Here is a 16658-nt window from a genome sequence, read left to right on the forward strand (position 1 = left end):
GATTCAGGATGTATCACTACAGATGATGCATTCACGATTATAAAGGAGGTAGCAAGTGACGATTGCTATTGTAATAGGCACACATGGTTGGGCTGCAGAACAGCTGTTGAAAACAGCAGAAATGCTGCTGGGCGAACAGGAAAACGTTGGCTGGATCGATTTCGTTCCCGGGGAGAACGCAGAAACGTTAATCGAAAAGTACAACGCTCAACTGGCAACGCTGAATACGGCAGAAGGCGTGTTATTTCTCGTCGATACATGGGGAGGCAGCCCGTTTAACGCCGCCAGCCGCATTGTCGTCGATAAAGAACATTATGAGGTCATCGCGGGTGTCAACATCCCGATGCTGGTAGAAACGCTGATGGCGCGTGACGATAACCCGTCGTTTGATGAACTGGTCGCCCTGGCGGTGGAAACCGGTCGCGAAGGTGTAAAAGCGCTGAAGGCCAAGCCGGCAGAGAAGGCCGCGCCGGCGCAGGCCGCAGCGCCAAAAGCGGCCGCACCGGTGAAACCAATGGGTCCGGACGACTATATGGTGATTGGGCTTGCGCGTATCGATGACCGTTTAATTCACGGTCAGGTCGCCACGCGCTGGACCAAAGAAACGAATGTGACCCGCATTATCGTCGTCAGCGATGAAGTTGCGGCGGACACCGTGCGTAAGACGTTGCTGACTCAAGTTGCACCTCCGGGCGTGACCGCCCACGTTGTAGACGTTGCGAAGATGATTCGCGTCTATAACAACCCGAAATACGCAGGCGAGCGCATTATGCTGCTATTTACCAACCCAACGGATGTTGAGCGCGTTGTTGAAGGCGGCGTGAAAATCACCAGCGTTAATATTGGCGGTATGGCTTTCCGTCAGGGCAAAACGCAGGTGAACAACGCCATTTCGGTCGATGAGAAAGATATTGAAGCATTCAAAAAGCTGAATGCGCGCGGTATCGAACTGGAAGCCCGCAAAGTTTCCACCGACCAGAAACTGAAAATGATGGATCTGATCAGCAAGGTGAAATAAGCCATCTTGCGGACAACAGCCCAATTTTCAACTTAACACTTAATCAACAGGAGAAGTACAATGGAGATTACCTTTCTTCAGATTGTGCTGGTGTTCATCGTCGCGTGTATTGCGGGTATGGAGTCGGTACTTGATGAATTTCAGTTTCACCGTCCTCTGGTGGCCTGTACGCTGATTGGCGCCGTTCTCGGAGATATGAAAACCGGTATCATTATCGGGGGTACCCTGGAAATGATCGCCCTGGGCTGGATGAATATCGGTGCCGCCGTTGCGCCGGATGCTGCCCTCGCCTCCATCATCTCTACCGTGCTGGTTATCGCTGGCCATCAAAGCATTGGCGCCGGTATCGCGCTGGCTATCCCGCTGGCCGCGGCAGGCCAGGTTCTGACAATTATCGTTCGTACCATCACCGTTGCCTTCCAGCACGCTGCGGATAAAGCCGCAGAAAACGGCAACCTGACGGCGATTTCCTGGATTCACGTGTCATCCCTGTTCCTGCAGGCCATGCGTATCGCCATTCCCGCCGTTATTGTGGCGATATCCGTCGGTACCAGCGAAGTACAGGGCATGTTGAACGCGATTCCGGAAGTGGTTACCGGGGGGCTGAACATTGCGGGTGGCATGATCGTGGTAGTTGGTTACGCGATGGTCATCAATATGATGCGTGCGGGCTACCTGATGCCGTTCTTCTATCTGGGCTTTGTTACCGCTGCCTTCACCAATTTCAACCTCGTTGCTCTGGGTGTGATCGGTACGGTGATGGCTATCCTCTACATCCAGCTGAGCCCGAAATATAACCGCGTCGCGGGTGCGCCAGCGCAGGCGGCTGGTACTAACGATCTCGATAACGAACTGGACTAACAGGTGAGCGAAATGGTTGATATGACTAAAACTACCAGCGAGAAAAAACTCACTCATAGTGATATTCGTGGCGTGTTCATTCGTTCTAACCTGTTTCAGGGTTCATGGAACTTCGAACGTATGCAGGCCCTGGGCTTCTGCTTCTCTATGGTGCCGGCGATTCGTCGACTCTACCCGGAGAACAACGATGCGCGTAAACAGGCGATTAAACGTCACCTTGAGTTCTTCAATACCCACCCATACGTTGCGGCGCCGGTTCTTGGCGTCACGCTGGCCATGGAAGAACAGCGTGCCAACGGCGCGGAAATCGATGATGCCGCCATCAACGGTATCAAAGTCGGTCTGATGGGGCCGCTGGCCGGCGTCGGCGACCCTATCTTCTGGGGGACCGTCCGCCCGGTATTCGCCGCGCTCGGCGCAGGTATCGCGATGAGCGGCAGCCTGCTCGGCCCTCTGCTGTTCTTCATCCTGTTTAACGCAGTGCGTCTGCTGACGCGTTACTACGGCGTAGCCTATGGTTACCGTAAAGGTATCAATATCGTTAAAGACATGGGCGGCGGCTTCCTGCAAAAACTGACCGAAGGCGCGTCCATTCTCGGCCTGTTTGTTATGGGGGCGCTGGTTAACAAGTGGACACACGTGAATATTCCACTGGTGGTGTCCACCATCACCGGACAAGATGGTCAGACGCGCGTGACCACTGTGCAGACTATCCTTGACCAGTTGATGCCCGGACTGGTGCCGCTGCTGTTGACTTTCGCCTGTATGTGGCTGTTGAGGAAGAAAGTGAACGCCCTGTGGATCATCGTTGGCTTCTTCGTCATTGGTATCGTGGGTTACGCTATCGGCCTGCTGGGTCAGTAATCATCGTGTTGTGCGCCGGGGGCTTGCCCCCGGTTTTTTATTTGGAGGATCGATGACAATCACGGATTGGGTGCTAATCCTGTTTATTCTCGCCTTGCTCGTCTTTGCGGTTTACGACCAGTTCATTACGCCGCATCGTCATGGCCCGGTTCTGCTGACTATCCCCCTGCTCCGTCGCAATCGCGTTGATGGCATTATTTTTGTCGGCCTCATCGCCATACTGATTTATAACAATATTGCCAACCAGGGAGCGCTTATCACCTCCTGGCTATTATCTGCCCTGGCATTAATGGGGGTATATCTTTTCGCGATCCGCATACCCAAAATCATCTTCAAAAAAGAGGGTTTTTTCTTCGCCAATATCTGGATTGAATATAAGCGAATTAAAGCGATGAATTTATCGGAAGATGGTGTACTGGTCATGCAATTAGAGCAACGGCGCTTGCTTATTCGTGTACGAAATATCGACGATCTGGAAATGATATACAAGCTTCTTATTTCAATTCAATAAGTTAAAATATAGCCATCGCTATGTTTTTTGCCTTTTTTAACGAATGAAATATAGCCACTGCTATATTTCATTCAGTTTCTTTAACGATATTCATTAACGAATTATTCACTTTAAAAAAGAAATGAAAATCGTTATCATTTGGTTAGCAAAATAACCTGCTTCTGTTATTGTTTTATATTCTAAAATTATGTTAAGGTTGCGCCCGTCGTTGGGGAGTAGCCAGTTTCCTGCCCGTCAGGAAATGTACGTGTCAACATACTCGTTGCAAAACGTGGCACGTGCGGGTTGAAGAAGATATTCAACCAGGCGAGACCATAGACGCATCACTGCTGTATGTGGCGTTTCATCATCAGGAAACGCGACATATATTTACTGGGGGCGGCGATGTGTCATATGGATTATCCCCGGTCAGGACGCTCTTATGAATGTATCCGCTACAATTCTTCTTGCCTTCGGCATGTCGATGGACGCCTTCGCGGCTTCTATCGGTAAAGGTGCGACCCTCCATAAACCTAAATTTTCCGAAGCCCTGCGTACGGGACTTATCTTTGGCGCTATCGAAACGCTTACCCCTCTGGTTGGCTGGGGACTGGGAATGATCGCCAGCCAGTTCATTCTGGAATGGAATCACTGGATTGCCTTTGTATTGCTGGTGTTTCTTGGCGGACGCATGCTTATCGAAGGATTCCGCAGCAGCGATATCCCGGAGTGTGACGTTCCCCGCCGCCATAGTTTCTGGCTGCTGGTCACCACCGCCTTCGCTACCAGTCTGGACGCAATGGCCGTCGGCGTAGGTCTGGCGTTTCTGCAAGTCAACATTATCGCTACCGCACTGGCCATCGGCTGCGCCACGCTGATAATGTCAACACTCGGTATTATGGTAGGACGTTTTATCGGCCCGCTGCTCGGCAAACGGGCTGAAATACTCGGCGGTATCGTACTGATTGGTATTGGCGTTCAAATACTTTGGGGACATTTCATCGGCTGATGACTCAGACGTCGCGCTGCCAGCAGTGAATAGCAAAATCGGTCTGGCAGTCAAATGATAGCTGCTGGCGCAGCATTTCACGAACCTCTGGCTTCGCCCGCCACGCGAACGGCGTCATCTGTAGTAACGCTTCCGCCTCATGGCCGCTCAGCTGCATCGGATAGGCCAGCCGCTGCTGATGACGTAACGTGAACCCTGGCATCGCTTCAGAATTCTGCTCATGCAAGCGCACATCGTCGTATATCACGCCTTTCAGCTCAAGCAAATGGCGAGGCCCTGGCGTGGCGGTAATCACCCAGCCTCCAGGCCTGACCACACGCGCCAGCTCCTGGGCATTACAGGGCGCATAAATTCGCACAATCGCATCAAGGCTTTCATTCTCAAATGGCAGACGCTGGCTGGAGGCAACGCAAAAATTAGCCTGCGGATAACGCTTTGCCGCCGCGCGGACCGCAGGTTTTGATACATCCAGCCCCCAGCAATGACTGGCGATAGCCGCAAAAGCGTGTGTGTAGTACCCTTCACCGCAGCCGATATCCAGTAAATCTGTCGGCGCGAACGTCTGCAAATATGCGCAGATAGCCTCGCGCAGCGGCTGATAATGCCCGGCATCAAGAAAGGCTCGCCGGGCCTGCATCATCTCAGCGCTGTCGCCCGGATCGCGGGAGCGCTTAAACTGCACCGGCAGTAAATTAACGTATCCCTCCTTCGCCAGATCAAACTGATGCCGCTGCGGGCAGATATAGCTATTATCGCGGCGAGTAAGCGCCGCGTGGCAAAGCGGGCAACTGTAAGACATAACAACTCCGGTGTTGCAGAAAGGGCGAAAGTGTAGCGCTATTCTTCCCCACAGACCACCGTTACAACGCAGGCGACTGCACCTTATCATTATGCATCACGATGAGGTTCTCTGAGCCCTGCGGCATCCCGTCCGGGATGACGTTTTCCAGACGCAGAACATCGCCCATAATCTGGCTGAATACCGGCGCCGAAACCGCCCCGCCGTAATACGATCCATTGCTTGGGTTATTCATCACCACCACCAGCGCAAATTTCGGGTTACTGGCAGGAGCAACGCCCGCAGTGTAGGCAATATACTTATCGATATATTTCCCATCCGGGCCGATTTTTTTTGCGGTTCCGGTTTTTACCGCAACCCGGTAGTCGCGTACCGCGGCTTTGACGCCACCACCGCCCGGTAAAGCGACACTTTCCATCATGTGTTCGACCTCGTGTACGATTTTCTCAGGCATCACCCTGGTCCCCATTACCGGCGGGTCGATGCGGGTAATCGATAGCGGCCGCTTGATACCGAAACTGCCGATCGTGGCGTAAACATGTGCCAACTGTAGAGGTGTCACCATCAGACCATACCCAAAGGCGAAGGTTGCCCGGTCCAGTTGCCCCCAATAGCGGCGATTAGGCATCAGCCCCGCACTTTCGCCGGTCAGCCCTAATCCGGTCGATTCACCGAAGCCAAATGCCTTATATGTATCAATAAGATGCTGTACCGGCATAGCCAGAGATAAATGCGAAACGCCGGTATCGCTGGATTTTTGCAGAATACCGGTGAGGCTCAGTTCAGGATAGTAACCTACGTCACGAATACGGTGACCATCAATAACAAAGGGGTGGGTATCCACGACGCTATCCGGTTGAACGATCCCCTGCTGCAGAGCGGTCATCACCACCAGCGGTTTCACCGTTGAGCCGGGCTCAAACGTGTCGCTGATGGCACGATTGCGGAAATCATCCAGTTTCGCGTCATCGCGATTATTGGGATTGAAATCCGGGTAGCTGGCCATCGACAGGATCTCGCCGGTATCGATTTTAATCAATACCGCCGCGCCGGATTCCGCTTTGTTCCAGCGTACGGCATTATCCAGGGCATCTTCGGTTACCGTTTGCAGACGCTCATCAATACTTAACTGCAAATTGTGGGCAGGAACAGCAGGCACTTCCGTAATATTTTCGATAACGTTGCCGTGGCGATCCTTACGTACCAGCCGACGCCCAGGCTGACCGGTTAACTGGGCATTAAAACTCTTCTCAACCCCTTCAATTCCCTGATTATCAATATTGGTAAAGCCCAGCAGGTTAGCGGCGACATGGCCCGCCGGGTAGAAACGACGCGATTCATCGCGCAGGTTGATCCCCGGTAGGTGAAGTTTATCAATCCATTCCGCCTGTTCAGGATTTATCTGGCGCGCCAGATAGAGAAAGCGCGCATGAGGATGCGCGGCGATGCGACGGGCCAGTTCACTAAGGTTAAGATGTAAAGCTTCAGCCATCGCCTGCCAGCGCGGGCTATACCCTACTCCTCCTTTTTCAAGGGTCGTTTGCGGATCGATCCAGATAGCGCTCACCGGAACGCTGACCGCCAGTGGCCGCCCCTCGCGGTCACTGATCATTCCACGTGGCACATCAATGGGCTCTTCACGCAAAGAACGCATATCTTCTTGTTTCACCAGATTGTCAGGGGAGACAATCTGCAGCCAGCCGACCCGGGCGAGCAGCAGCCCAAGACATGCGAGAATAGCAACGCACAACAACCCAAACCGAAGAGGGGTAAAATTGGCGGCTGATTTATTTTTGTTCTTTTGCACCTTAGCTCCAGCATTATTTTGCAACCACCTGATTTAACAGAAAATATACAAAACAGACTGCTAAACAGTGCTAATAAAGGTGTTGTTTTGCAACAAAGCGCAACGGAGGAGGCGAAAATGAAATGTTTTGCAATAAAAACTAAAAAGCCTCGCAAACGCAAGGCTTTCTCACAAGATTCATTGGTCTTAATCAGATAGCAGTTACGTTAACTGCAGCTGGACCTTTCTGGCCGTCCTGAATTTCGAACTCAACGTTCTGGCCTTCAGCCAGCGTTTTGAAACCGTTACCCTGGATAGCGGAGAAGTGTACGAACACATCTTTGCTGCCATCAGCCGGAGTAATGAAACCAAAACCTTTAGACTCGTTGAACCACTTAACTTGACCTTTAATCTTTGCCATTTGCAAAATTCCTTAGACTGTTTTCTTCGCCCTTAGGCACTTACATAGATAAAACTGACACATCACTGCATGAGGCACTAATATTAAGGTTCGGCAGAGAAGCGGTATTCAACGACAACGTGTTTACTCAGGACTTCTTTACTGAAAATGCCACACATAAACAGAACTGTACCTCGTTTGACCCGAAATGTGTTATCACATACTACGTAAATAATGGCAAGCCATTTTTAGACGGCTCACGATCGCTCGCACATAATATAAGGTAATCATTTGATCGCCTGCACATTTATGCGCCTTAGCTCGCCTCTCCATCGACTTCACGCCGCCCTGCCATCCGTCAGAAAACAGGGCCTGTATCGTTAACTTTTTTACTATAGCTCAACAACTTCACTCCGATCATCCTGCCGAGGACACCCACGATCAGGCTTAAAAAACAACCGGACAACTGCATAACGATGCACCAAATTGCTCATATCTATAGCTGGAAATTTGCGAAACACCCTGGTCATCCGTAATAATGAAATACGCTAACTAAAAGCACTGAAATAGTGTTGCGATATTAAATGTTAATAATGAAGTATTGATGACAAGGTTTTACTATCAGGCACAAGATGAGTCTGGTTATTCCTTTTATTTTTTTGCCGAAGCAACGTGCTGAAACATAAGGATGAAAAGAGAATGGCCGCCCCTTTACCGCACGGCAAGAGGGATAAAGAGAACAGATAAGAATAAGTTATAGGAAGGGGTGATATGCAGGCACACACCACGCTGATGCACGCCTGCTCAGCAAAACTACCTCTCAGCGACCAGGCGGATAAGGTCGTCGTCACCTTTGCGCGTCTCTGCGGAGGAAGATTCAGCCACGCTCTCTTTCTCCGGTTCATTGGCCTCGCAGAGACGGCGAAGCAACGCGGTCTGCCGTTTTTGCTGATCCAGCAACGCTTGCAGCAGCTCAATTTGCTCATTGGCGCGCGAACTGGCGCGATTAACAAAAAACCATAACAACAGGCCGACGAGTAACAGCACAATGGAAAGTACCATCGATGCCAGACTTACGACGCCAGAATTTAGTAATTCACTCATTTCACCACCTCAAAGAGAAGGCGTACATTCTACCACTCACATGGCAGAAGAAAATCAGTCAGATTAAAATTGTCTTACCAGGGGATAAACTTGTTGATAGTGCAGATGCCGTTGAAGAATTGCACATCCTGATCGCACATTACGTTAAGCATCTGAGTCCATAGCAGCAGACAGCCCGCTATGATGACTATCAGCAAAACCCACCGTAATTTTTTCACTCCACTCTCCGCGTCAGTATCAGATGTCGCCAGGATAACATGACCTTCTTAAACCGCGGCTAACTGTAAGACGAAAGGCACGTTTAGGAATCATGGACTTGTTTCAGCGCGTGTTCATGAGAGAATAAACGCCGGGATAATATAAATCTTGAGGCAATAATGCGATTGTTCATTCGTACCATTATGGTACTGGCTATCCTGTGGATTGCCGTGTTATTAAGCGGTTATGGTGTTTTAATGGGTAGCAGTAAAAATGTCGGCGGATTAGGGTTACAGTGCAAATATCTTACCGCCCGCGGCATCAGTACCGCACAATATGTTCATTCCAGCAGCGGTATTATCGGCATTACCGATTGCCCTATTCTGCGAAAAAGCGCCATAGTTGTTGACAACGGTTAGTCATGATCCGGGCTACAGCGTAGCCCGAATGACAAGCGAGACGAGGTCAGAACGGATAATCGTTGTAGCCCATCTGTTCAGAAATCTTACGCGCCGCCGTATGCAGCATCGCCACATACTCGTTCAGGCGTTCTTCAGAAAAACGCAGCGTCGGGAAAGAGATACTCAGCCCGGCGATGACCACGCCGAAACGGTCGAAGACCGGTACGCCGATGCAGCGCAACCCTTCTTCCTGCTCTTCGTTATCTTCGCCATACCCCTGTTCACGAACTTTATCCAGAACCGCCAGTAACGCGTCGGTGCTGGCGATGGTTCGCTCCGTGCTGCGCTTGTACTCTACGCCCTGCAGAATCTGCTCGACTTCCGCGCGGTCGCGCCATGCCAGCAGCACTTTACCGATTGCCGTGCTGTACAACGGATTACGACGACCAATACGCGAGTACATGCGCAAATTGTACATTGAGTCGATTTTATGGATATAGACAATACTGTCTTCATCAAGCGCGCCCAGATGGATAGTCTCTTTCGTCAGACGAGAAAGCTCACGCATCTGAATGTCTGCGCTGCGCACCAGATCGACATTCTGCAATGCCCGCGCCCCCAGTTCAAAGAGCTTCAGGGTCAGAGAATATTTCTCCGATTCACCTTCCTGCGCCACATAACCCAACGATTTCATGGTCTGCAAAAAGCGATAAACGGTGCTTTTTGACATCATAACGCGCTGGGACAGTTCAGTAATGCCGATTTCACGCTCTTCACCAAGCGCCTGCAAAATGCCAAAAACCTTCAATACCGAAGAGACAGAATCTGGCTGTTTATCCAAATCCGCAACTGCCATTTATCACCTCATCGCAACTGTTTTATAAAAATCAGAACCAGTTTTTATTATAAATTCGCATCCCGATACCCGCAATCGTTCTTCTGCGTCTTCGTTACAAATCTGCGACATACCGCTGAATAATCAATGCTAAAATCATTATCCAGTAAATAGTTTCTATAAAGACATACATTTCGCATGAATAATAACATCCCAGATGGCCTGCCTTTACCACAGCGTTACGGCGCCATTCTGACCATCATATTAGGTTTAACCATGGCGGTGCTGGATGGCGCAATCGCCAACGTTGCACTTCCGACAATCGCCAGCGATTTGAATGCCTCGCCAGCGTCCTCAATCTGGATAGTTAACGCCTATCAAATCGCCATTGTAATCGCGTTACTGCCGCTGTCGTTCCTCGGCGATATGGTCGGCTACCGGCGTATCTATAAAATCGGACTGGTGGTTTTCACTTTTACCTCACTGACCTGCGCGCTCTCACGTAGTCTGGAGATGCTTACGCTGGCGCGTGTCGCGCAGGGCCTCGGCGGTGCTGCGTTAATGAGCGTCAATACCGCGCTGATACGTCTGATTTACCCTCAACGCTTCCTCGGTCGCGGAATGGGGATCAACTCTTTCGTTGTGGCGGTCTCTTCGGCGCTGGGGCCAACAATTGCGGCAGCCATTCTCGCAATAGCTTCATGGCAGTGGCTGTTTCTGATTAACGTACCTCTGGGTATTATTTCGCTGATTCTCGCACTGCGTTTTCTGCCAGCGAATGCCGGGCGAAGTAAAATAACCCGCTTCGACCTGCCAAGCGCGATCATGAATGCGCTCACTTTTGGCTTGCTGATCACCGCTCTCGGCGGATTCGCCCAGGGCCAATCCACCCAACGGGTTTTGCTGGAACTCGCTGTAATGCTGGTCGTTGGCGTCTTTTTTGTCCGCCGTCAGCTACAGATGCCGGTTCCTCTGTTGCCCGTGGATCTGCTGCGGATCCCGCTATTCTCTCTCTCGATTTGTACCTCAATCTGCTCTTTCTGCGCGCAGATGCTGGCACTGGTTTCGCTGCCGTTCTTCTTACAATCAACGATGGGCCGCAGCGAAGTGGAGACGGGCCTGCTCCTGACACCGTGGCCACTGGCTACCATGGTCATGGCGCCGCTGGCGGGATATTTGATTGAAAAAGTTCATGCGGGTCTGCTGGGCGCGATCGGACTCCTCGTGATGTCCGGAGGTCTGTTCGGTCTTGCGTTACTGCCCTCTGCGCCTGCCGATCTGGATATCATCTGGCGAATGGCGCTCTGCGGCGCTGGCTTTGGTCTGTTTCAATCTCCCAATAATCACACCATCGTCTCATCAGCGCCCGCGCATCGTAGCGGTGGCGCAAGCGGCATGCTGGGTACCGCGCGTCTGCTTGGGCAAAGCATCGGCGCGGCGCTGGTGGCGCTTCTGTTTAATCTGCTGGACACAGACGGAACCCACACCGCGCTTGTGCTGGCTGGTTCACTTGCGGTTGTTGCCGCCGCCGTCAGCGGACTTCGCGTCACGCAGCCACGCACCGGACTGTAGAAAAGGGATAGCCCGAAGGTTGTAATGCTGGTCAGTTAAGGGCTGTCAGTTGCGTTTATGGCTGGCTGAGCGGTTCTGTCAATCGGTGGTTATGGCGAGCATGATGCATTTTTCATTTTCACCCATTCAGATTCCGTGGTCTGTTCCGTTCACGATAAATACGCGGATAGTCGTTATATCCACAGCGTGTGAACGGGCAGGGGGACGTTTCGCCCGTCCCCCTGCACCCCCGGCATGGCGCTGAAAACCTGCCGCTGCGCGGTCCGCTCCACTCCGGCTTCATCTGGCGGACCGGACGGGACTCGACGTCCCTGTCTCGACCCGCCCTCTGGCCGCCGTCCTGGCGGCCAGTCCTGGATGCGCGCCTGCGTTCTCGCCAGGTTTCCTTGATGCGCCCAACCCCCATGCGGTGAGTCCGTTATTCGTCAGTGGCTTTTCAGAGGCTGAAAGTCATAAAAAATTATATCCTTTATATTTCAGCCCGTATCAGCTCAGTTAGTGAATCAACCGAATCAGATTTTCGTTTAAACCACCGATAATGCGTTTGCCACAGGCAAATAAAACAAAAGATAACACCGATGATTTGCTTAAGTGAACGGCATTAGGCCCGAAAGTTGCGGATTTTAGTGCCTGTTCCCGACGCGAAGCGTTATTTCAGATATTCTCCGCTACGCAGCGCTTCGATACGTTTATCCAGCGGCGGGTGCGTCATAAACAGCTCGCTCATAGATTTCGCTTTACCATTGATGCAAAACGCCATCATACTGCTGGCTTCCTGCGGCTCGTAGCTGGTTTTCAGTCGCTGCAACGCGGCGATCATCTTCTCACGCCCCACCAGTTTTGCTGAACCGGCATCCGCGTGGAACTCACGGTAGCGGGAGAACCACATAGTGATAATGCTGGCCAGAATACCAAATACCAGCTCCAGTACCGTGGCAACCGCGAAGTAGATCAGCGGGTTACCGTTGCTGCTTTCCCCTTCATCACGGTTGCCGCCGAGGAAACCGGCCGCAATCTGCGCGATAACACGCGAGATAAAGATAACGAAGGTGTTTACGATCCCCTGAATCAACGTCATGGTGACCATATCACCATTTGCTACGTGGCTGATTTCGTGGGCAATAACCGCTTCTGCTTCATCACGACTCATATTCTGCAACAGCCCGGTGCTCACGGCGACCAGAGACGCATCGCGACGTGCGCCAGTTGCAAAAGCGTTAATATCTGGCGCATGGTAGATAGCCACCTGCGGCATAGCGATTCCCACCTGCTGTGCCTGCTGTGCGACAGTATTCATTAACCAGCGTTCGGTTTCGTTACGCGGTTGCTCAATAACTTCTCCACCCACCGATTTTAGCGCCATCCATTTCGACATCAGCAGCGAAACAACAGAACCGCCAAAACCAAACAACAGCGCCATGATCAGCAGCCCGGTCATGCTGCTTGACTGAATTCCCGTCAGACTTAGCACCAGCCCGAATACCACCATCACTGCCAGGTTGGTCAGCAGGAAAAGCGCGATTCGCATCATAATTTTCTTTTAACCTCAATTTAACAAAACGCACTATGCGATTACCCACATGGTATGGGTAGAACACCAATTTTCAACTATCAGGGGCGGCTAAGTCACCAGAAAGACACAACTTTACATTTTGTAGCATCTTGCTGACGCCCGGAAGAGAGGTTGACATTTTGTTGAGATTAAGCAAAAAACATCCGGATCATGGTGCGAGCGAAACGCGCGATGCCGTTCACAGGCCACAGATCTACATGGGGAAAAATGCGCTATTTCGCCAAAGCACGGCAAGAAAAAGGATAATTACCCAGGCGAATAAACCGGCGTAAAATCCCGGAGAGCGACTGAACTGACCGACATTGTGCCCACAGGACGCGCAGCAGTGAGTGAAATGAAAACGGGCACAATCACTTGTGCCCGTTGTATGCTTATTTACCGGCTGGCGGTTCCTTTTCCAGATGAGCCAGGTCAAGCGCAATATCAACCGTTTCATCGAGATACGGATCCGGCTCCTGGTAATCCTTCGGTAAATCTTCCAGTTTCTTCAGTAACGGTTTGCCTTCCCGTTTCAAGCGATCGTTAATGCGCGCCAGACGAATCGCATCATCTTCCTCATTCTCCTTTTCACGCTTCGCGTAGTTCAGAGAAACGATGTTGCGGTTGTCTTTCATCGCGTTATAGCGCGCAATATCCTTGATGATGTACTGGAACTCTGGATCTTTCGCGATACGCTGATCGTGGAGCCTCCGCAGTTCCGGCTCAAACGGCGTCAGATCGCCATATTTCACATAGCTTGCGGCGTTGACGCTATCCCACGGCAGCGCGTTATCTTCATACTTCTCGCCGGTTTCGCGTTCTTCGGTACCGGTCGGCATCATAATATCCGGCGTGACGCCCTTACGCTGCGTACTGCCGCCATTGATACGATAGAATTTCTGAATGGTGTACTGTACAGAGCCCAGAGCCGGCCAGTCCGGACGCAGCATCTGATCGTAAATTCGGTTCAGAGAACGATACTGCTGGACGGTCCCCTTGCCGAAGGTCGGCTCACCGACGATCAGCGCGCGACCGTAGTCCTGCATCGCTGCGGCGAAAATTTCAGACGCCGAGGCGCTGAAGCGGTCAACCAGCACAACCAGCGGACCTTTGTAATACACCACACCGTCTGTATCGCTGTCTTCGCGTACCTTACCGTTGTTATCGCGTACCTGAACAATCGGACCGGATGGAATAAACAGGCCGGAAAGCGAAACCGCTTCGGTCAGCGCGCCACCGCCGTTACTGCGCAGGTCGATAACAATGCTGCTGACGTTCTGTTTCTCCAGCTTCTGCAGTTGCACCTTCACGTCATCCGTCAGGCCGACATAGAACCCCGGGATATCCAGCACGCCAACTTTTTCCTTGCCGACGGTTTTGACTGACATTTTCACCGCACGGTCTTCAAGGCGAATACGTTCGCGCGTCAAAGTGATAATACGCGTTTTCGCGCCTTTACCGGCAGGCAGAATTTCCAGACGGACCTTGCTTCCCTTCGGCCCCTTAATCAACGCGACGACATCATCAAGACGCCAGCCAATCACGTCAACGATGCTTTTACCCGGCTGTCCAACGCCAACAATGCGGTCCCCCACACTGAGCGCTTTGCTTTTCGCCGCAGGACCTCCAGCAACCAGAGAGTTGATCACCGTGTAGTCATCATCCATCTGCAACACTGCGCCGATACCTTCCAGAGACAGGCTCATTTCCGTGTTGAACTGCTCGGTATTACGCGGTGAAAGGTAGTTAGTGTGCGGATCGATCTCGCGGGCAAAAGCGGTCATTGCCAGCGAAAAAACGTCTTCGCTGTTGGTTTGCGCCAGACGACGAATGGCAAATTTGTAGCGACGGGTTAAGGTTTCACGAATCTCTTTATCGTTTTTGCCCGCCAGCTTCAGGCTAAGCTGGTCAAACTTCACTTTCGCATCCCACAGCGCGTTCAACTCAGCCTCGTTTTTCGGCCAGGGCGCCTTGCTGCGATCAAGATTGAAGGTGTCATTGCCGGTGAAGTCCATCGGACGCTCCAGCACCTTCAGCGCATACTGATAGCGCTCGAAACGCCGCTTCTGCGCCAGGTTATACAGATCGTAAAAGACATCCAGCTTGCCGCTGCGCAGTTCATCACCGATTTGGTCCTTCCTGGTGGCGAACTGCGCGACATCGCTGGCTAACAGCACATTGTGACTGTAATCAAGCAGATTCAGATAACGATCGAAAATTTTCGCCGAAAAGGCATTATCGAGATCAAACTGGCGGTAGTGAGAACGGGTAAAGCGCGATGTCACGCGCTCGCTCACCGTCGCATGCTGCGGCTCTTCTTTCAGCAAGGGGATTTGATCAATCCGGGTGATATCATCTATGGCGAACGCATGGCCTGCTATAACCAGCAGGCCCGCCAACGCGGTGAGCTTAAAGAATTTGTTCATGCCTGCCCCGGCCTCCGTTTCAGAACACCAGGTGTTCTGCGCGTACAATCATTGACATACCAGAAGTCAGCTGTACACGAACGCCATCTTTGGTGATTTCCAGGACGGTGGCGTCCATTGCATTATTACCGGCTTTCACCTTCAGCGCCTGACCTACGGTCAATACTGACACATCTGATACAGGGGTATGACGCTCTTCACGGGGTGCCCTGGCCACCGCCGGGCGCGGTTTACGCGATTGTTCAGCGCCTTCTTTGCGACGCATCTGAGGACGCGGTTTGCGTTGACGGCGAGCGCCCTCTTCCGACTGACCTGCGGCGGCGGCGGCTTCACGTTTTTTCGCCTGCTGGGCCTCACGCTGCGCCTGAACGCGGGCTTTTGCTTCTTCCAGTTGCTGGCGGGCATGAGCGACATGCTGCTCTTCCAGTTCGCCGCAAGGATTGCCGTCGAGATCGACGCGGACAGCGCCGGGTTTAACGCCGTAGAGATAACGCCAGCTCGAAGTATAGAGACGCAAAGCAGCGCGAAGTTGGGTTTTACTGAGATTCATCTCTCCGCCAACACGTTCGACGAGATCCTGAAAAATACCGACTTTCAGGGGGCGCGCTTCCCCTTCAGCGCTAAAACACTGAGGAAAACGTTCGGCCAGAAACGCAATGACTTCTTTACTGCTATTCAACTTAGGTTGATTTTCCATGAAATTTCCTGATTACAACGGACGTCGCCAACAAGCCGCAGGCATGAACAGGCGTCATTATAATGACGCCATCGCTAAATGCTACGTTATCCGTTGATTATCCTGCGGCGTGGGTAAATATTTTTTGATAATCAGTCGCAGAAATGCATTTTTCAAGCTGCGCAACCAGTTCGGTAAGCCCCTGTTCATCTTCAGCGGTGAAACGAGAGTAGTCCGTACTATCAATGTCCAGGACGCCGATCACCTGATTATGCACCCGCAGCGGAAAGACGATCTCAGAATTACTGGCGGCATCACAGGCAATGTGTCCGTCAAACGCGTGCACGTCCGCTACGCGCTGCACGCGATTCTGTGCAACCGCAGTACCGCAGACACCGCGGCCAACCGGAATACGCACGCAGGCCAGCTTGCCCTGGAACGGGCCAAGAACCAGCGTATTGCCTTCCAGCAGATAGAAACCCGCCCAGTTCACATTAGCCAGCCGCTCAAACAGCAGCGCGCTGGTATTGGCCATCATCGCCAAAAAACTGCTTTCACCTGCCATTAACGCCTGAAAATCGCGGTTCAGATCCGCGTAAAATTCTGATTTGTTCATTATTTATTCGCTTAGTTGCCTTACTACCTGACACGTACACTCTAATAAAAT

The 16658-nt window shown here is 51.9% G+C and carries 17 protein-coding genes and 1 pseudogene; 7 read left to right on the forward strand and 11 right to left on the reverse strand.

Annotated features, from left to right (window positions below; genetic code table 11):
* Positions 1 to 55: 55 nt before the first annotated feature.
* The 5 genes from manX (at position 56) to mntP (ending at position 4242) form a co-directional block, all read left to right on the forward strand.
* On the forward strand, positions 56 to 1018 hold the full coding sequence (gene manX, locus FN037_RS02520) for a PTS mannose transporter subunit IIAB (RefSeq protein ID WP_138360226.1): 963 nt from the start codon (positions 56 to 58) through the stop codon (positions 1016 to 1018).
* Between the two features lie 60 nt (positions 1019 to 1078).
* Positions 1079 to 1879, forward strand: a complete 801-nt coding sequence (gene manY, locus FN037_RS02525; RefSeq protein WP_138360225.1) for a PTS mannose transporter subunit IIC — start codon at positions 1079 to 1081, stop codon at positions 1877 to 1879.
* 12 nt (positions 1880 to 1891) lie between these two features.
* On the forward strand, positions 1892 to 2743 hold the full coding sequence (locus FN037_RS02530) for a PTS mannose transporter subunit IID (RefSeq protein WP_138360224.1): 852 nt from the start codon (positions 1892 to 1894) through the stop codon (positions 2741 to 2743).
* Between the two features lie 52 nt (positions 2744 to 2795).
* Positions 2796 to 3254 carry a DUF986 family protein gene (locus FN037_RS02535; RefSeq protein ID WP_142501479.1) on the forward strand — a complete coding sequence of 153 codons (459 nt, stop codon included), beginning with the start codon at positions 2796 to 2798 and terminating at the stop codon, positions 3252 to 3254.
* Positions 3255 to 3675: 421 nt separating this feature from the next.
* On the forward strand, positions 3676 to 4242 hold the full coding sequence (gene mntP, locus FN037_RS02540; protein ID WP_138360223.1) for a manganese efflux pump MntP: 567 nt from the start codon (positions 3676 to 3678) through the stop codon (positions 4240 to 4242).
* A gap of 4 nt (positions 4243 to 4246) precedes the next feature.
* Here the strand turns inward: mntP and rlmA are convergent, their stop codons facing one another.
* The 6 genes and pseudogenes from rlmA to mgrB form a co-directional block, all read right to left on the reverse strand.
* The gene (gene rlmA / locus FN037_RS02545; RefSeq protein WP_142501480.1) at positions 4247 to 5041 is read right to left on the reverse strand and encodes a 23S rRNA (guanine(745)-N(1))-methyltransferase; all 795 of its coding nucleotides are present in this window, start codon (positions 5039 to 5041) and stop codon (positions 4247 to 4249) included.
* A gap of 61 nt (positions 5042 to 5102) precedes the next feature.
* A complete protein-coding gene (gene ftsI / locus FN037_RS02550; protein ID WP_142501481.1) occupies positions 5103 to 6848 on the reverse strand; it encodes a peptidoglycan glycosyltransferase FtsI in 1746 nt (581 codons plus the stop codon).
* A 190-nt stretch (positions 6849 to 7038) separates the two neighbouring features.
* Positions 7039 to 7248, reverse strand: coding sequence for a transcription antiterminator/RNA stability regulator CspE (cspE, locus tag FN037_RS02555; protein WP_001062678.1), 210 nt, complete (start codon positions 7246 to 7248; stop codon positions 7039 to 7041).
* A gap of 12 nt (positions 7249 to 7260) precedes the next feature.
* Positions 7261 to 7406: pseudogene (locus FN037_RS24495) on the reverse strand (DUF2627 domain-containing protein).
* Positions 7407 to 8040: 634 nt separating this feature from the next.
* The gene (locus FN037_RS02565; RefSeq protein ID WP_138360220.1) at positions 8041 to 8331 is read right to left on the reverse strand and encodes a YebO family protein; all 291 of its coding nucleotides are present in this window, start codon (positions 8329 to 8331) and stop codon (positions 8041 to 8043) included.
* A 74-nt stretch (positions 8332 to 8405) separates the two neighbouring features.
* Positions 8406 to 8549 carry a PhoP/PhoQ regulator MgrB gene (gene mgrB, locus FN037_RS02570; RefSeq protein WP_138360219.1) on the reverse strand — a complete coding sequence of 48 codons (144 nt, stop codon included), beginning with the start codon at positions 8547 to 8549 and terminating at the stop codon, positions 8406 to 8408.
* A gap of 159 nt (positions 8550 to 8708) precedes the next feature.
* On the opposite strand from mgrB, the gene FN037_RS02575 reads away from it, so the two are divergent.
* The gene (locus FN037_RS02575; RefSeq protein WP_138360218.1) at positions 8709 to 8948 is read left to right on the forward strand and encodes a YobH family protein; all 240 of its coding nucleotides are present in this window, start codon (positions 8709 to 8711) and stop codon (positions 8946 to 8948) included.
* A 46-nt stretch (positions 8949 to 8994) separates the two neighbouring features.
* Here the strand turns inward: FN037_RS02575 and kdgR are convergent, their stop codons facing one another.
* On the reverse strand, positions 8995 to 9786 hold the full coding sequence (gene kdgR / locus FN037_RS02580; RefSeq protein WP_138360217.1) for a DNA-binding transcriptional regulator KdgR: 792 nt from the start codon (positions 9784 to 9786) through the stop codon (positions 8995 to 8997).
* A gap of 177 nt (positions 9787 to 9963) precedes the next feature.
* Between kdgR and FN037_RS02585 the strand changes: the two genes are divergently transcribed.
* Positions 9964 to 11337, forward strand: a complete 1374-nt coding sequence (locus FN037_RS02585; RefSeq protein ID WP_138360216.1) for an MFS transporter — start codon at positions 9964 to 9966, stop codon at positions 11335 to 11337.
* A gap of 649 nt (positions 11338 to 11986) precedes the next feature.
* On the opposite strand, the gene htpX is transcribed toward FN037_RS02585, so the two are convergent.
* From htpX to FN037_RS02605, 4 genes are all read right to left on the reverse strand, one after another.
* On the reverse strand, positions 11987 to 12868 hold the full coding sequence (gene htpX, locus FN037_RS02590) for a protease HtpX (protein WP_138361461.1): 882 nt from the start codon (positions 12866 to 12868) through the stop codon (positions 11987 to 11989).
* 413 nt (positions 12869 to 13281) lie between these two features.
* Positions 13282 to 15315 carry a carboxy terminal-processing peptidase gene (gene prc, locus FN037_RS02595; RefSeq protein WP_138361462.1) on the reverse strand — a complete coding sequence of 678 codons (2034 nt, stop codon included), beginning with the start codon at positions 15313 to 15315 and terminating at the stop codon, positions 13282 to 13284.
* Between the two features lie 19 nt (positions 15316 to 15334).
* Entirely contained in the window at positions 15335 to 16012 is a 678-nt protein-coding gene (proQ, locus tag FN037_RS02600; RefSeq protein WP_142501482.1) for an RNA chaperone ProQ, read from the reverse strand.
* A 97-nt stretch (positions 16013 to 16109) separates the two neighbouring features.
* Complete coding sequence (locus tag FN037_RS02605) at positions 16110 to 16607, reverse strand: GAF domain-containing protein (protein WP_142501483.1); 498 nt, start codon at positions 16605 to 16607, stop codon at positions 16110 to 16112.
* Between the last annotated feature and the right edge of the window lie 51 nt (positions 16608 to 16658).

The organism is Klebsiella sp. 2680, from assembly GCF_900198535.1.
In the GTDB taxonomy this organism is placed as follows: Bacteria; Pseudomonadota; Gammaproteobacteria; order Enterobacterales; family Enterobacteriaceae; genus Klebsiella; species Klebsiella indica.

Bases quoted from the DNA above. Each gene is read 5' to 3' on its own strand.
- manY (WP_138360225.1), top strand. From the start codon at position 1,079: ATGGAGATTACCTTTCTTCAGATTGTGCTGGTGTTCATCGTCGCGTGT.
- FN037_RS02530 (WP_138360224.1), top strand. From the start codon at position 1,892: ATGGTTGATATGACTAAAACTACCAGCGAGAAAAAACTCACTCATAGT.
- FN037_RS02535 (WP_142501479.1), top strand. From the start codon at position 2,796: ATGACAATCACGGATTGGGTGCTAATCCTGTTTATTCTCGCCTTGCTC.
- mntP (WP_138360223.1), top strand. From the start codon at position 3,676: ATGAATGTATCCGCTACAATTCTTCTTGCCTTCGGCATGTCGATGGAC.
- rlmA (WP_142501480.1), bottom strand. From the start codon at position 5,041: ATGTCTTACAGTTGCCCGCTTTGCCACGCGGCGCTTACTCGCCGCGAT.
- cspE (WP_001062678.1), bottom strand. From the start codon at position 7,248: ATGGCAAAGATTAAAGGTCAAGTTAAGTGGTTCAACGAGTCTAAAGGT.
- FN037_RS02565 (WP_138360220.1), bottom strand. From the start codon at position 8,331: ATGAGTGAATTACTAAATTCTGGCGTCGTAAGTCTGGCATCGATGGTA.
- FN037_RS02575 (WP_138360218.1), top strand. From the start codon at position 8,709: ATGCGATTGTTCATTCGTACCATTATGGTACTGGCTATCCTGTGGATT.
- kdgR (WP_138360217.1), bottom strand. From the start codon at position 9,786: ATGGCAGTTGCGGATTTGGATAAACAGCCAGATTCTGTCTCTTCGGTA.
- FN037_RS02585 (WP_138360216.1), top strand. From the start codon at position 9,964: ATGAATAATAACATCCCAGATGGCCTGCCTTTACCACAGCGTTACGGC.
- htpX (WP_138361461.1), bottom strand. From the start codon at position 12,868: ATGATGCGAATCGCGCTTTTCCTGCTGACCAACCTGGCAGTGATGGTG.
- prc (WP_138361462.1), bottom strand. From the start codon at position 15,315: ATGAACAAATTCTTTAAGCTCACCGCGTTGGCGGGCCTGCTGGTTATA.
- proQ (WP_142501482.1), bottom strand. From the start codon at position 16,012: ATGGAAAATCAACCTAAGTTGAATAGCAGTAAAGAAGTCATTGCGTTT.
- FN037_RS02605 (WP_142501483.1), bottom strand. From the start codon at position 16,607: ATGAACAAATCAGAATTTTACGCGGATCTGAACCGCGATTTTCAGGCG.